This is a genomic window from Aeromonas sp. ANP5 (assembly GCF_963870295.1).
GTDB classification, from domain to species: Bacteria; Pseudomonadota; Gammaproteobacteria; order Enterobacterales; family Aeromonadaceae; genus Aeromonas; species Aeromonas veronii.
Genome location: NZ_CAWMRY010000030.1, coordinates 54,190 through 67,834, shown reverse-complemented (window position 1 = coordinate 67,834; position 13,645 = coordinate 54,190). Strand labels below are relative to the sequence as shown.

At 60.7% G+C, this 13,645-nt stretch carries 12 protein-coding genes and 1 pseudogene; 5 read left to right on the top strand and 8 right to left on the bottom strand.

Going from position 1 to position 13,645, the window contains the following annotated elements:
* Nucleotides 1-199 (top strand): hypothetical protein (locus AACT07_RS16425; protein WP_216093291.1); only part of this gene is annotated, 199 nt, incomplete at its 5' end.
* A 104-nt stretch (nt 200-303) separates the two neighbouring features.
* On the opposite strand, the gene AACT07_RS16420 is transcribed toward AACT07_RS16425, so the two are convergent.
* The 3 genes from AACT07_RS16420 to AACT07_RS16410 all read right to left on the bottom strand — a co-directional run bounded on the left by AACT07_RS16420 (nt 304) and on the right by AACT07_RS16410 (nt 2,339).
* The gene (locus AACT07_RS16420) at nt 304-1,350 is read right to left on the bottom strand and encodes an NAD(P)H-dependent flavin oxidoreductase (RefSeq protein WP_069528945.1); all 1,047 of its coding nucleotides are present in this window, start codon (nt 1,348-1,350) and stop codon (nt 304-306) included.
* Entirely contained in the window at nt 1,347-1,625 is a 279-nt protein-coding gene (locus tag AACT07_RS16415; protein WP_069528943.1) for a helix-hairpin-helix domain-containing protein, read from the bottom strand. The genes AACT07_RS16420 and AACT07_RS16415 overlap by 4 nt, the downstream gene beginning before the upstream one ends.
* A gap of 72 nt (nt 1,626-1,697) precedes the next feature.
* Complete coding sequence (locus AACT07_RS16410) at nt 1,698-2,339, bottom strand: ribonuclease T2 family protein (RefSeq protein WP_069528941.1); 642 nt, start codon at nt 2,337-2,339, stop codon at nt 1,698-1,700.
* Between the two features lie 203 nt (nt 2,340-2,542).
* Between AACT07_RS16410 and AACT07_RS16405 the strand changes: the two genes are divergently transcribed.
* Entirely contained in the window at nt 2,543-3,103 is a 561-nt protein-coding gene (locus tag AACT07_RS16405) for a gamma carbonic anhydrase family protein (protein WP_005343397.1), read from the top strand.
* Nucleotides 3,104-3,174: 71 nt separating this feature from the next.
* Here AACT07_RS16405 and AACT07_RS16400 read toward each other — a convergent pair whose 3' ends face one another.
* Both AACT07_RS16400 and AACT07_RS16395 read right to left on the bottom strand, forming a co-directional pair.
* Nucleotides 3,175-6,213 carry a cytochrome c peroxidase gene (locus AACT07_RS16400; protein ID WP_069528939.1) on the bottom strand — a complete coding sequence of 1,013 codons (3,039 nt, stop codon included), beginning with the start codon at nt 6,211-6,213 and terminating at the stop codon, nt 3,175-3,177.
* 190 nt (nt 6,214-6,403) lie between these two features.
* Nucleotides 6,404-7,312, bottom strand: a complete 909-nt coding sequence (locus tag AACT07_RS16395) for an SAM hydrolase/SAM-dependent halogenase family protein (RefSeq protein WP_069528937.1) — start codon at nt 7,310-7,312, stop codon at nt 6,404-6,406.
* A gap of 198 nt (nt 7,313-7,510) precedes the next feature.
* Between AACT07_RS16395 and AACT07_RS16390 the strand changes: the two genes are divergently transcribed.
* The 3 genes from AACT07_RS16390 to AACT07_RS16380 all read left to right on the top strand — a co-directional run bounded on the left by AACT07_RS16390 (nt 7,511) and on the right by AACT07_RS16380 (nt 10,949).
* Nucleotides 7,511-7,975, top strand: coding sequence for a hypothetical protein (locus AACT07_RS16390; RefSeq protein ID WP_069528936.1), 465 nt, complete (start codon nt 7,511-7,513; stop codon nt 7,973-7,975).
* A gap of 126 nt (nt 7,976-8,101) precedes the next feature.
* Complete coding sequence (locus AACT07_RS16385) at nt 8,102-9,601, top strand: GGDEF domain-containing protein (RefSeq protein ID WP_253182272.1); 1,500 nt, start codon at nt 8,102-8,104, stop codon at nt 9,599-9,601.
* Nucleotides 9,602-9,698: 97 nt separating this feature from the next.
* Nucleotides 9,699-10,949 (top strand): DEAD/DEAH box helicase, encoded by a 1,251-nt coding sequence (locus AACT07_RS16380; protein WP_069528933.1) that lies wholly within the window; start codon nt 9,699-9,701, stop codon nt 10,947-10,949.
* An 85-nt stretch (nt 10,950-11,034) separates the two neighbouring features.
* Here the strand turns inward: AACT07_RS16380 and AACT07_RS16375 are convergent, their stop codons facing one another.
* The 3 genes and pseudogenes from AACT07_RS16375 to AACT07_RS16365 form a co-directional block, all read right to left on the bottom strand.
* Nucleotides 11,035-12,306: a hypothetical protein gene (locus tag AACT07_RS16375; protein ID WP_069528931.1), complete on the bottom strand. Its 1,272-nt coding sequence runs from the start codon at nt 12,304-12,306 to the stop codon at nt 11,035-11,037.
* Nucleotides 12,307-12,521: 215 nt separating this feature from the next.
* Nucleotides 12,522-13,148, bottom strand: a pseudogene (bla, locus tag AACT07_RS16370) (subclass B2 metallo-beta-lactamase); the annotation flags it as partial.
* A 192-nt stretch (nt 13,149-13,340) separates the two neighbouring features.
* On the bottom strand, nt 13,341-13,550 hold the full coding sequence (locus tag AACT07_RS16365; RefSeq protein ID WP_253182271.1) for a hypothetical protein: 210 nt from the start codon (nt 13,548-13,550) through the stop codon (nt 13,341-13,343).
* Nucleotides 13,551-13,645 lie beyond the last annotated feature (95 nt).

Sequence of the window (13,645 nt, the reverse complement as noted above, 5' to 3'; positions counted from 1 at the left end):
GAGGTTATCGACGAGGTTGTTTGCGTTGCCGCTTGCCCTGTCGATGTGGCGCATTATAGAGATCCAGCTCACATTGGCAAGGCTTTACCGCAATAAAATTGCAAAAAAGTTCAATTTTTTAGTTATTCATATCAACGCACAGCCTTTATACAGACTTATCCACAACCAAGGGGGGGTGAGGACGTTTTACACCGGATAAATGCCTTACAAGGGTACTGGCCTGGCACTCGTCCACCATTGCCGCACTGTCGCGTCTAACGCGCAGCGCCCTCGACATCTTCTATAAGGCATATATAGAAGCGCTTATCCCAATCCAGCCTCTTTGACCCAGCACGCTATCAGCTCGCCAGCGGGAAGATCCCGGCAGCCCGATACATTCTGGCCAACCCAGAGCGGAGAGAAGCCACTGTCCCCCGCCTTCTCGGCGGCGGCACGCAGCGGTGCCAGTGCGCCACTGGCATAGGGGAAGTGAGGGGCAAGATCCGAGAGCGGGCCCAGCTCTTTCATAAGACGGTTGACGATCCCCCGCGCCGGACGGCCACTGAACAGATTGGTCAGTGCCGTCTGCTGGCCCTCTGGTGAATGGATGGCGGCGCGATGCAACGCCGAGGTGGTCGCTTCATGGCAGCAGAGAAAGGCGGTGCCCATCTGCACGGCGCTCGCCCCCATTGCCAACGCGTTGGCGATCCCCTTGCCATCGACGATACCGCCAGCGGCAATCACCGGCAGATCGGTCACCGCGAGGATTTGTGCCAGCAGGGTCAAGGTGCTCTGCTGCAAGGCGAGATCATCGGAGAGGAAATGACCGCGATGGCCGCCCGCCTCCAATCCCTGAGCGATGATGGCGTCGGCACCGTGCTGGGCAAGCCATACGGCCTCCGCCACAGTGGTGGCGCTGGCCAAGACCTTGGCCCCCGCAGCCTTCACTTGGACAAGCAACTCGGGCGCGGGCAAACCGAAGTGGAAGCTGACCACTGCAGGTCTGAACTCGGCTACCATGGCGGCGTGCACCTCATTGAAGGGGGCACGGCTTGCTGCCGTCGTAACAGCTGAATGCTCCAGACCAAACTCTGCGTAGTAGGGTGAAAGGCACTGCTGCCAGCGGGCCAGAGCAACGGGATCCGGTTCCCGTTGCCGATGGCAGAAGAAGTTGATGTTAAATGGCCCAAGGCCGCTGTGGGCAAGTCGCTCCAGTTCGCTGCGCAGCTCCGCTGGCGTGAGCATGGCGGCAGGCAAGGAGCCCAAGCCGCCCGCACGGGTCACGGCCAGCGCCAGCTCGCTACCCTGCACACCGGCCATCGGCGCCTGAATAATGGGATAACGCATCCCCAGTTCGCTAAAGAGGCTCATCCATTCACCCCTTTTGCAGCGTCCGCCGCCAGATGTGCGCGGGCCAGCGCAATGGCACCGTCGATGGCACTACGCGCCTGCGGGCTGTTCTGCCAGCAAGTCGAGCCCAGCATGCTGGCCACCAGCTGGACGATATGGGTGGTGTCGGCCTCGGCCAATCCGGCCAGGGTATGATAGCCCAGCTGTTCGAGCCGCCCGATAACGGTCGGCCCCACCCCTTTCACTCCGAGCAGCATTGCCCGCTCTTGTGGGCTAAACCGGTTATTGCCATCCATCTGTCAGACTCCTTTCCGATAGCTGTGGTTAAATATCAGGCCCGCAAGGGGCCCGATGAAGAGAGTGGAGGCTTAACGCACGCTGCGCAGCAGGAAATCCGGCTGACCGCAGGAGCGGCGCTCGCGCTTTTGCATCTCGTCGGAGCAGGTGACCGCATCCGTCCCCTCTTTATTGACGCAGATATAGATCTCCCGCAGGAAGCGGCCACCGTCGGCGCAGGCCACCGTGATGTTGTCGGGGGCCAGCCACTCGTTGGCGCTCGCCAGATCGGCCTTGAGCTGGAAGCTGGTTTTGCGCAGCGGCTCTTCCGGGGATTGATAAGCCGCCGGGATCTTCACCTTCTGGCGCAAATCGCTCGCCAGCTGATGGAAGGCCTGCTGGCTCAGGCCGGAGCAGGTGCCATGTTTCTCCCACTCATGGCGATAGAGAAAGCGGCTGGGGTAAAGATCGGCAAACTCGCTCTCCATATCTGGATCGAGCCGTTCGCGGGTACAGTTGCTGGGATAACCGCGCTCGTACTGAGGCCAAAGACCGTGCAGCACAAACCCCAGCTTACGGGAACACTGGTCCCGATCAGCCGGTTTGACGGCGCAATGCTCGGGCGACCAGGAGAGCGCCATGGCGTAATAGTCAAACTCCCCCGCCTCCCCTTTGGCCTGCACGGCCGAGGAGAGCAACAAACCACCCGCCAACAGGGCAATCATCTTCTTCATCTTTATATGTCCACCTAACGCGACTCGGGATGACAACCATGCTCCCATATTCTGGCGGCGGGAAACAGCCATGCCGAGACGCCGCGCGACAAGGGTCAGACCAGTCAGGGGTTTCACCAGAGGGCGAGCAGGGGTAAGCTGACCGACCGGTAGGCTCCTCGTCCACCACCAGATAATCCCTCTTGGCAACCACAGGATGTAACATGATCCGCAAGAATCCCTCCGGCCATCTGCCTGTCATCGACGAATCCGCCTATATCGACAAGACCGCCATCATCTGCGGCAAGGTGATCATCAAAGAGAATGTCTTTGTCGGCCCCTATGCGGTGATCCGCGCCGACGAAGTGGATGCCAATGGCGAGATGGAACCCATCGTCATCGGCGCCAACTCCAATATTCAGGACGGCGTGGTGATCCACTCCAAATCCGGTGCCGCCGTCACCATCGGCGAGTACACCTCCATCGCCCACCGCTCCATCGTCCACGGGCCGTGCGAAGTGGGGAACCGGGTCTTTATCGGCTTCAACAGCGTGCTGTTCAACTGCCATATCGGCGATGGTGCCGTGGTGCGTCACAACTCGGTGATCGATGGCTGCGATCTGCCGCCGGAGTTCTACGTTCCCTCCACCACCCGCATCAACCAGCAGAGCGATCTGACTCATATCCCGCGGGTTTCGGTCGATGCCGCCGAGTTCTCCGAGGACGTGGCCCATACCAATATCGATCTGGTCAAAGGGTACAAGGCGCTCTCCAACGAGTTCTGATCCCTTTCTTTATTACCAGAGAACAAAACGGGCGCCGAGGCGCCCGTTTTTCATCTGACTATCTATGAAGGCTAGATGGCCCTGACGCAGGTGGCGGCATGAGCCTCATCCGCCAGATCCCACAGCGGCTCGCCAGTGCTCAGGTCGAGCAGCGGCAACTCACCATCGTCATTGGCAGTCGCATCGCTGCTCCAGTAGCGGTTGTAGAGCGGCCACCCCTGCTGCTGGAGCAACTGATCCGTCGCGCCATCCTTGTTGTAGGCGGCAAACAGCACCTCCAGCTCGGCCCGGGTCGGCAGACGCCAGTCATCGTGGCCGCGTGCCACCAGCTGCTGGCAGTAATCCCGCGCCCGCGCCTGACCCATGGTCACATACTCCAGCGGGAAGGGATTGTAGTCACCATCGCTGTCACTGCTCACACCGTCATAGGAGATGGACAGACGCTCCGCCTCGTCCCTGGTCAGCTGGCAGACAAAGGCAAGCTTGCCCGCAACCAGCTCGGGTTGACGGCAGCCCCGGGCAAAATCGGGCTGGGCATCGACCACCTGCACCGTCACGGTCAACGTGTGACGAGCCGTGGTCGCCACCAGTCGTGCCGTACCGACCGCCACACCGCGTAACTCGCCCTGCGGACTCACGGTAGCGAACTCCGGCTGTTCGCTGCGCCACTCAACAGGCCCATCGAGCGAGCCGAGAGAGCCATCGCTCAGTTGCCACTGCAGTTGCAGGGGAAGCGTCCGTCCCACTTCCAGCTGAGGCTGAGCAGGCAGCACCGCCAATCCGGTGATCACCGCCCCCACCGGAGCCGGGTCATCAGCCTCACTCACCCCCAGCTCAGCAACCGTGGCTGGGGTGCGGCGCGGCTCGGCCGAGGCACTGCGCAAAAACTCGCCGATGGCATCCAGCTCGTCGTTGCTGAGGCCAAGGGCATGCAGGTGATCGGAGGCTTTGGGGAAGAAGGGATCATATTGATCCGCACCAGTCGGGAAGCCGACCCCGCTGCTCCACTTGGTTACGCCAAAGTTGTACATGGCCACCACCCCCTGCACCGAGCCGCCGATACGTTGGGCCAGGATCGGGAAGATGCCGTTGTGCATATAGGGGCCGGTGAAGGCGACATCCCGCAAGCTGGGGGTCTTGAAGCGACCGATGTCCTCCTTGTTGCGGGTCTGCAGGAAGCGCCCGCGATCTTCCAACTTGCCACGACCGTAATAGGTGAGCCCCACACTCTCGAACCCGTGCTGACTCAGCAGCGGGCCGAAGTGGCAGTTCATGCAGCGGCCATCGGTGCGGTAGAGGTGCATCCCCCACAGCGCCTTGTCACTGAGCGCCTGACTATCCCCTTTGACGAAGCGCTCAAAATCGCTGTCGCGGCTGATGATGGTACGCTCGAAGGTGGCGATAGCCTTGGCGATCCGCTCCAGCGTGATCCCCTGATCGCCAAAGGCGGTGGCAAAAGCAGCCTGATAGTCGGGGTTGGCCTGCAAACGAGCCAGCAGCTCGTCATGACTCAGCGCCATTTCGATGGGGTTCTGGATCGGGTGAAGCGACTGCTCCTCCAGCGTGGCGACCCGCCCGTCCCAAAACTGGGTCGAGCTGAAGGCACTGTTGAGGATGGAAGGAGCGTTGCGATTGCCCTTCTGGCCCAGATGACCGACCGAGACGCTCAGGCCGTCGCTCCACCCCTTTTGCGGATCGTGGCAACTGGCACAGCTGATGTCCCGCCCCTTGGAGAGCTGCTTGTCGAAAAAGAGCTGCTGACCCAGCACCACCTTGGCCCGGCTATAGGGGTTGTCGGCCGGGAAGGGAACCGCCGGCAGCGGCCCCAGCTCCTGCCATTCCACCCCTTCATCCACCCGGGCGGCAGGCCATTGGGCTGGCGCGCCGCTGTATTGAGCGCGCAGGGCCGCCATGTCTGGCTTGCTGCTGTCGCGCACCACAGAGGGGCGCACCGGATAGGGAGCCAGCGCATACCAAAGCAGACTCCCCTCCCCCTCATCCAGCCAGATTCGGGTCGCAAGTTGATAGAGACGGGGTTGACCCGTACCATCCTGCAGCCAGATCTGGGCAGGCAGGCCAACAGCAAAGGTATTGGGATAGCGCCATGCCGACTTGTCACTGCTCAGCAGCCGTTCGAACTCGGTGAGGGTCGGCAGGCGCCAGTCGCTGCGGCCGCAAGCGGTCAGCCCCGCAGCCAGTTGTGGCTGGCTGGCAATCTTCAACGCACTGGTGTCACTGCCATAAAGCCAGTACTGGCTGCCCTTGACCCCGCTGACCGTGCGCACATCGTGCAGGCACTGCCAGGGGCCACGTACCACCAGCTGCCCCTGTTCATCGAGGCGCAGCAGATCTGCCGTCTCCGGCTCGTCCGGCTGGCTGGGGTTGGCGGGATAGAGCTGGGTACGGGCGGACTGGATCTGGGCACTGTTGCTGCGCTGATACCAGCTGCGCGCCTGCTTGTCATCGCGCAGGGCCAACAGCATCTGCCAGCTATCGGCATAGTCGAGCACGGCACCCGGCTGGCGCTGGGCCAACAGGAAGGCGGCATAATCCTGAAGAGCCGCCTGTTGTTGCAGGCGGATCTCCTCTGCCCTGCCCCACTCGGCCTGACTGAGGGAACCATCCCCGCTCTGATCCGCCAGCAGGAAGAGCGCCGTCTCCTCCTCGTTCAACCCCAGCCGCGGCACGCTGTTGCGGCGCGCCAGCGTGATCCCGGCCGAGAGATCCGCCACCCGCACCGATACCGCGCGCAGCAGATAGCCCTCGTTGCTACCGAGCAGCTCCAGCGGCTGATCCAGTTGCAGGCCTGCTGGCAAGGTGATGCGAGTGAGCTGACCCGGTTCGATGGCCTGCTGCACGCGGATCCCGGTGGTGACCTGTCTCACCTCGAGCAGTGTCCCTACCCCCAGCCGATCGGCCACATTGACCTCAATGGTCAGAGGCACCCGGGTATGGGTTTCTGGCGGTACTATTGGCGGCGTGATGGGCGGTTCGGTCGGCTTGACGACCGGTGGGGTCACATCGGGTGAGGGGGGCACCGACGTATTGCTGTGATTGTCATTGCATGCGGTCAGAGCCAGCAGGCTGAGCAGTAAAAGGCTGGTTTTCATTCGATATGGTTGGGTGGTCAGACAAGTGCGCGATTATCCAACCAAATACCAATCATTATCAATTGCATTCAATTAATATGCTTTTTGACAACAACTTCTTATCAGCACGCCTTAGCACCCAATGAGAGTGGGCAGCCTCTTTGGCTGCCCTCTCTTGCTTCAAACCCGCTTGTCGAAAGCCCGACAATCTTCAGGAGCACTTCTTCAGGCTGATATGCCAGTTGGCGCCGGATTGCACCTGATGCTTGGCGGCGAAGCTGTCCATGTTCAGCGCCACCGACACCTGCAGCAGGCTGTTGAGGTAGACCAGCGGCTGCCCTTCCGGCACATCGCCGAAGCTGCTGACGTAAGGTGCCTTGCCGTCATATTTGACCGCATCCCCTTCGCTGATCTTGATGCAGGCGTTATCCCCCTTGTTGATCCCTGCCTTGGTCAGCAGCGCATCGTCGATATTGGTCCATACGTTGCCGTACTGCACATCGAGGATCGGGATGGTGCCCTTGAGGGAGCCATCTTTCTCGGCGATCGCAGGCTGATAGGGGATCTTCACTACCTCGGCGGGCTGCAGCGGGCCGACCTGCTCATAGCTGATAGCGCCGGAGGCGAGCCGTGCGCCGGTGTAGGCATACACATCGCGGCCGTGGAAGGTGTAGGACTTCTCGGAGCCCTTGAGGCGGTTGAGTTTCTCATCGATCTGGCGCACCGCCTCAATGCCGAAGTGCTCGGCCACAAGGGTCAGGGTGCCGTTGTCCGGGGTCACGATGTAGTGACCGCTCTTGGTCTTGAGCACCACCGACTTGCGCTCGGTGCCGACACCCGGATCCACCACGCTGACAAACACTGTGCCCTTGGGCCAATACTGCAGGGTCTGGTAGAGGCGGTAGGAGGCTTCCCAGATGTTGTAGGCCGGGATCTCGTGGGTCAGGTCATAGAGCGGCAGGGTGCGATCCACCCCGAAAGCGACCCCTTTCATGGCCGATACGGCGCCATCTTTGAGGCCAAAGTCGGTCTGGATCACCAGCGCTTCGTTGGCGGCGGCGATGCCGCTGGCCAGCATGAGAGCGAGCGCGATGGCGCGGGGAGCGGTGCGAATATCCATATCTGAACTCCTGAATCATCTGAGGATAACGAAACGGCGATAGCCATTTAGACATCCAGACTGCCACCGGTGGATTTTTTTGCAAGGGGTTTGCAACAAAGTGAGGGACGACTCGCAGAAATTGTGCTCGCCAAACGTCGGCGGCGGGGGTATCAAAGGCAGAAACGGAAAACGTTTACAATACAGGAGCTCAGCAACATGACACAACCCGTACCTGAGATGATGACCCTGCTGCTGGAGATTGGTGAACAGAGCAGTCAGCTCTGGCTGAGCCAGCCCGGGGCGGCCCCGTCACACTACCCGCTGGCCTTTGGCACCCACGCCATCCAGCCCGGGCCGTTTCGCCACACGCCACCCACCCCGCTCGAACTGGAGCGGGCCATCATGGTGGTGGAAGATGAGCTGATGCGCATTGCCCCGCAGATCCCGCCCGGCTTGCAGCTGACCCTGCGCAGCCAGCCATCGCTGGCCGAAGCGCTGGGGGACAACCAGCTCGACCGGGATCTGGTGGAGCAAGCCTTTGGCCAGCTGGCCGCCATGGCGGAAGGGGATCCCCTCGCCGCCAGCTTGCTGCCACGCGACGAGCACTTTGCCGCCGTGCTGCTGATCGTCAGGGAGTGGCTGCACCATCTGGCCAGCGAGAGCGTGCTGATCGTGGAGTAGGGATAAATAAGTGGTGAGGGCTTCAGCTTCTGGCAAGGTTTGTCGGTGGATCCTGTCGGGATTTCCTTCGCGTATACTTTGCCCGTATGGCGCCCGCGCCCCTATCGGTACTCTAACCAGACACCTATGACCTTATTTTCAGGTAACCTCCCAGCCTTGCGCTGGCCATCGGCGTGTGCTCGCCAGTTCATCGTCAAAGTGGCCGGATTAGCCCTGCTCGCCCTGACCGGGCTGGGCATTGTCTTCTACTACACCTATCTCACTATCCAGCACGACATGGATCTCATCACCGCCAGACAGAAGAACGTGTTCGAGGTTTTCTACCAGCGAGCCAAGATCCTCAAGGTGGAGAACATCACCAGCTATCTGGCACAACACCATCTGCTCGATCAGCCACCGCCCCCGAATAGCGTCGGCAGCGACTATCTCTACGGATATGACCTCAAAAGCAAATACCGCTTTGCCGATATTCCGCTGCAATACCCGGCAGCCAATATCCTCAACACCTTCCGCTATGCCCTCTCTTATTCGGAGGTGATCAATATCTACACCATCTGGAATGACTACCGGCTGATCGGCATGGTGGCCGACAACAATGTGCTGCCCGCCAGACTGGCACCGATCAAGGTGGATCTGATGACACTGCCCGCCTGGTATCACTACTTCGGTTGCGCCAGCTTTGCGCCCGGACGCCCCTTGTGCAGCGCCGATGAAGCCTTTGTCTCCGATATCGAGATCGACAGCTTCAGCATGCGCAACACCATAGTGATGTACTTCCCCTTCATTCATCAGTCGGGGCGCGGCGGTTACAAATACGGGCTGCTCGGTATCGACATCGCCGTCGATGAAGCATTTAACGATGTGTTGCGCCCCTTCGATACCATCAACCCGACCCGCACCAACATATCGTTTGAAGCCGCCGAGCCCTGCAGCCCGAGGCATCTCTGCCTGAGCAAACCCTTTATGCGCACCAAGGCGGGGGATGATCTCTATCTGAAGTGGTCCTACAGCTGGTTCGATTTCGTCAAGCTGGCCCTGCATGGCGCAGCATTCAAGGTCTATCTCATCGTGCTGTTGCTGGGCATGGTGGCCTGGAAGCAGATCTACTTGCGGCTGCGCACCCTGGCGCACACCGACCACCTGACCCGGCTGCCACGCAGAGATGTGCTCTGCCAGAGTCTGCTCCATGAGCACGACTATCTGATGATCCTGGATATCGACAACTTCAAGTCGATCAACGACACCTATGGCCATAGCGTCGGGGATCTGGCACTGGTCGCCTTTGCCCGCCATCTCAGAAGCAATATCCGCAAGGTGGACAGCGCCATCCGCTGGGGCGGCGAGGAGTTTATCGTGCTGTTCAAAGGGATGGAGGATGACGAGATGATGATCCACTCCGCTAGTCGCCTGCTGGATCGGCCATTGGGGATCCCCGAGCTGCCCACCCCCATCACCTTCTCCGCCGGGGTGATCCGCATTCGTGACTACCTCACCGTCACCGAGGCAGTGCATCTCGCCGACGAGCTGCTCTACCACGTCAAACAGCACGGCAAGCACAACATCGCCTGCTACGAGGGCAAAAAGATCCGGCTGATCCGCCCGTTGCCGGACGACGCAGAGGCATAGCCGCCTTCTGCCGCTCCCCCAGCTTCTGTTACCATCGCGGCCACGATCACTCACTGCATCGTGGCCGCAGGCCGCGATAACCCCGACTGGTGCCCCTATGTCCACAGCCTCCTTTGCCGAACTGGCCCTCTCCCCCCGCTTGCAGCAGACCCTGACCGAACTGGGCTATGCCGCACCGACCCCCATTCAGGCTCACGCCATCCCCGTCATTCTGGCGGGGCGGGATCTGATGGCAGGCGCCCAGACCGGCACCGGCAAGACCGCCGCCTTTGTACTGCCGCTGCTGGAGCAGTTGCTGGCGCAGCCGCAAATGGAGTCCCAACGCCCGATCCGCGCGCTGGTGCTGGTGCCGACCCGCGAGCTGGCGGTGCAGGTCGCCGAGAGCGTGGCGCGCTACGGCCAGGGTACCGGTCTCACCAGCACGCTGGTCTACGGCGGGGTGAGTATCGCGGCGCAGGTGGAGGCGCTTCAAGCCGGGGTGGATATCCTGATCGCCACCCCGGGCCGCCTGCTCGACCATCTGCGTCAGGGGGCATTGAGCCTGGATAGCCTGCGCCATCTGGTGTTTGACGAGGCGGATCGCATGCTCGACATGGGCTTTATGGACGAGATCAAGGCGCTGCTCAAACAGATCCCGGTGGATCGCCAGACCCTGCTCTTCTCCGCCACCTGCGACGACAACCTGTTTGCCTTGAGCAAGGTGCTGCTGCGCGACCCCGAGTTGATTGAAGTAGCGCCGCGCAACACCACGGCAGCCGAGGTAGAGCAGCGGGTCTACACGGTGGACAGTGATCGCAAGCTGGCGCTGGTCGAACACATGCTGAAAGTGAAAGGGTGGGCACCGGCGCTGATCTTCAGCCGCACCCGTCAGGGGGCCGACAAACTGGCCCAGCAGCTTGGCAAGGCGGGCATCAATGCGCTGGCCTTCCACGGCGATCTGTCGCAAAGTGCGCGTGAAAAAGTGCTGCTGGAGTTTCGCGCCGGTACCCTGCAGGCGCTGGTCGCCACCGACGTGGCGGCTCGCGGCCTCGATATCAGCGATCTCAACTATGTGATTAACCTCGAGTTCCCGTTTGTGGCGGAGGATTACGTCCACCGTATCGGGCGCACCGGCCGCGCCGGCAACAAGGGGCTCGCCATTACCCTGTTCAGCCCGGAAGATGCGCCGCTGCTGGAGAAGGTGGAAGCGGTACTCGACACCCGTTTGCCCCAGCAGTGGTTTCCGGGCTTTGAGCCGGATCTCACCCGCTTCGAGCCCGAGCCGCGCCGCAATAGCAAGGCGGCCCAGAAGCAGCGCGCCAGAAAGCAGGCCCTCGCTGGCAACAAGGGTGGCAAGGGCAAGCGTTAAACCTCTCCTGCGCCGCCAATAAAAAACGCCCGCACGGGCGTTTTTTTTGTTATCTGACAGGGGCCAGCTCTTGGCGAGTAACCCCCTAACGGGTCGCCAGCACCAGTGGCAGGGATCGCAAAATTTGCCGCTCCGCCAGGGTCGAGAGAATAAACATCACCATATAGCCGAGCCCCAGCGCCACGATAATCGCCACCACATTGGCAGTGAATTCGGCCACCATATAGTAGGCGGCGACCAGCGCCACTATGCCCGCCAACCGGATCAACAAACTCTGGGTAAAGTGGCCGTGAGCCTTGATATAGGCGAGCTGATAGCCGTTGAGCATCATAAAGATAAAGAAGATGGAGAAGTGGAACAGCACAGGCACCGCCCCCACGTAGTCGGCGGGGAAGAACAGCAACACCAGCGGTTTGCCCGCCAGCAGCATCAAGCCAAAGAAGGCCAGACTGACGATGGCGGAGAGGCGGAAGATCCAGCGGCGGATCATCCTGATCTGGCGGTGATCACCGTTGCGCAGATTGACCGCCAGCTCAGGCAGCACAAAGCGGTAGATGGGGAAGACGAACAAGGTGGTCATATAGGTAAAGATGGGGCGCACCACCACCTGAAAATCCCCCAGTTCATCGATGCTGAAGTGGCGGATGGTGAGCAACACAGTGATGTAGATCATCAGGATACTGGCCCCCGCCTCCAGCGAGGCGGTAAAGCTCTTCTTCACATAGCTCACCATCTCGGGGCCGAGCGCCACCTTGGCGAGCGGCTTGGTGGCGATAGCCCGACGGCGCGAAACATACATATAACCGGCGATAGCGAGCGACGAGAAGGTCAGCCCATAAAAGAGCGAAGGGAGCGCATCCATCCCCAGCCCGAAATAACAGGCCATAAACAGCAGACCATTGGCCAGCGGCTCCAGCCAGGTGACCCGGTTGGAGAGCTGATACATCCGGTACATGGCCACCAGATTGGTGAAGTAGACCTTGAGCCCCAGCCCGAAGATGACCCCCACCAGTTGCAGATACTCCACCCGGATATGGAGCCCGTGCTTGATATAGGGGATCACCACTCCCCAGGTGAGCAGCACGATGCCGATGAGGAAGTAGCGAAAGATATTGATGATGTCCCGATCGTTCTTGGTCTGGGAGTAGCTCACCACCATGGAGGAGCGAAAACCAGTCATCAGGATAAAGGAGAGGGAGATCAAATCGACCACGCTGTTGAACAGCGCCAGCTCCCCCTTGGCGACCCACTGCGCCAGCCACACCTTGAAGGCGAAGCCGATAACGATGCTGACCAGCGAGGCCCACATCCCGGTGATAAAGGCCTGCTTGAGGCGCGCGAGAGAGGCGTATTGCATAACGAAAATGGATAACTTTCAGGGAAAAGAGAGAGGGCCATCTTATGAAAGCCTCACTCCCTTGAACAGCGTTAATGCCACGCACTCACAGCCACCAAAAAAGCCGCCAATGCAAAACACCCGCTTATTTCCTGAAAGCGGGCGTTTTGTGGTGTGCCGTTATGGCTGCTGATTGCAGCAATGGCAAGGCTTGCTGCCAGTCTGTCGCGTAGCCGTTATGACTGCGGCGCCGCCTTGATCAGCTCCTCGTAGTGATCAATCAGCTCGGGGCCGTGCAGCGGCGAGTCGTGACCGCCGATCACCGTCTTGATCGGCAGCTTCATCGCCTTGAGCCGCTCGATGGTCTGCGGATAGGCCTTCACATTGGCAAAGCTCAGGTTGCCCAGCTTCTCCTTGAGGATGCAGTTGCCATAGAGCACCTGCTCATCGGGGAAGTAGACAAAGATGCCGTCCGGCGTATGGGCCGGGCCCGCGTAGAAGGCGCGCACCTTGCCCTCTTGCAGCGTGAAGTCGCCATCGTGCACCACGTTGGGCAGCACCAGCGGCAGATCCGGATACTCCGGCAGCCCCTTGCGGGTAAAGGCGACAATCTCGGCCCAGTCGCTCTTCATCAGATCCCGGGTCTGGCGCGTCGCCACCACCTTGGCCCCGATGGACTTCCAGTAGGCATTACCGCCCGCCCGATCGGTGTGGTAGTTGGTGTTGATCACCTCCAGCACCGGCTTGCTGCTGACCCGTTTGATCAGCTTGTGCAGCTCACGAGCGGTATCCGGCGTCCAGGTCGCCCCCACTACCGTCACCCCCTTGGCCCCGAAATAGACCATGGAGTTCTCTTTGACGTGGCAGGGGCTGTTGACGTTTCGTCACGACCGCGACGGAGTCAGTTTTTGCGCAGATCGAGGCACGAGACGCGAAGTTTGGTCGCCCAAACAAGCCGTCGAGTAACGACGAGATGCGCAAAAACGGACCCGTCCCTGCGGGTTGCGCGGTAAATGACACCATGCGTTGTTGCAGGACTTGTCAAGGGAGTGCCATTAACTGCGCCCTGCGCCTAGCCTGGTGTCATTTATCGCAGCAACGCGGCTTGCGCCGAAACGCCAACAGCCCCTGATGTCCTCCACCACATAGACAGGGCCGCTCACCTGCTTGAGCTCGATCCCAGCCGCCCGCACGCTGCCGCCCCAGAAACTCGCCATCAGCACCACGGCTCCGGCCAACCCGCATTTCATCCAACCTTTCATCATCTTGCTCCCTCGAACCAACCGCCCCCTCGCCACCCCTGTGGCAAGCCGGGCCTTTTAAGCAGTGAGCAGAAGATACGGGGGATTTGTGAGGGGAA

Coding starts and splice junctions, on each gene's coding strand:
- AACT07_RS16410 (WP_069528941.1), bottom strand. CDS start 2,339: ATGAAGAAGATGATTGCCCTGTTGGCGGGTGGTTTGTTGCTCTCCTCG.
- AACT07_RS16385 (WP_253182272.1), top strand. CDS start 8,102: ATGACCTTATTTTCAGGTAACCTCCCAGCCTTGCGCTGGCCATCGGCG.
- AACT07_RS16365 (WP_253182271.1), bottom strand. CDS start 13,550: ATGATGAAAGGTTGGATGAAATGCGGGTTGGCCGGAGCCGTGGTGCTG.
- AACT07_RS16420 (WP_069528945.1), bottom strand. CDS start 1,350: ATGAGCCTCTTTAGCGAACTGGGGATGCGTTATCCCATTATTCAGGCG.
- AACT07_RS16390 (WP_069528936.1), top strand. CDS start 7,511: ATGACACAACCCGTACCTGAGATGATGACCCTGCTGCTGGAGATTGGT.
- AACT07_RS16375 (WP_069528931.1), bottom strand. CDS start 12,306: ATGCAATACGCCTCTCTCGCGCGCCTCAAGCAGGCCTTTATCACCGGG.
- AACT07_RS16395 (WP_069528937.1), bottom strand. CDS start 7,312: ATGGATATTCGCACCGCTCCCCGCGCCATCGCGCTCGCTCTCATGCTG.
- AACT07_RS16405 (WP_005343397.1), top strand. CDS start 2,543: ATGATCCGCAAGAATCCCTCCGGCCATCTGCCTGTCATCGACGAATCC.
- AACT07_RS16400 (WP_069528939.1), bottom strand. CDS start 6,213: ATGAAAACCAGCCTTTTACTGCTCAGCCTGCTGGCTCTGACCGCATGC.
- AACT07_RS16380 (WP_069528933.1), top strand. CDS start 9,699: ATGTCCACAGCCTCCTTTGCCGAACTGGCCCTCTCCCCCCGCTTGCAG.
- AACT07_RS16415 (WP_069528943.1), bottom strand. CDS start 1,625: ATGGATGGCAATAACCGGTTTAGCCCACAAGAGCGGGCAATGCTGCTC.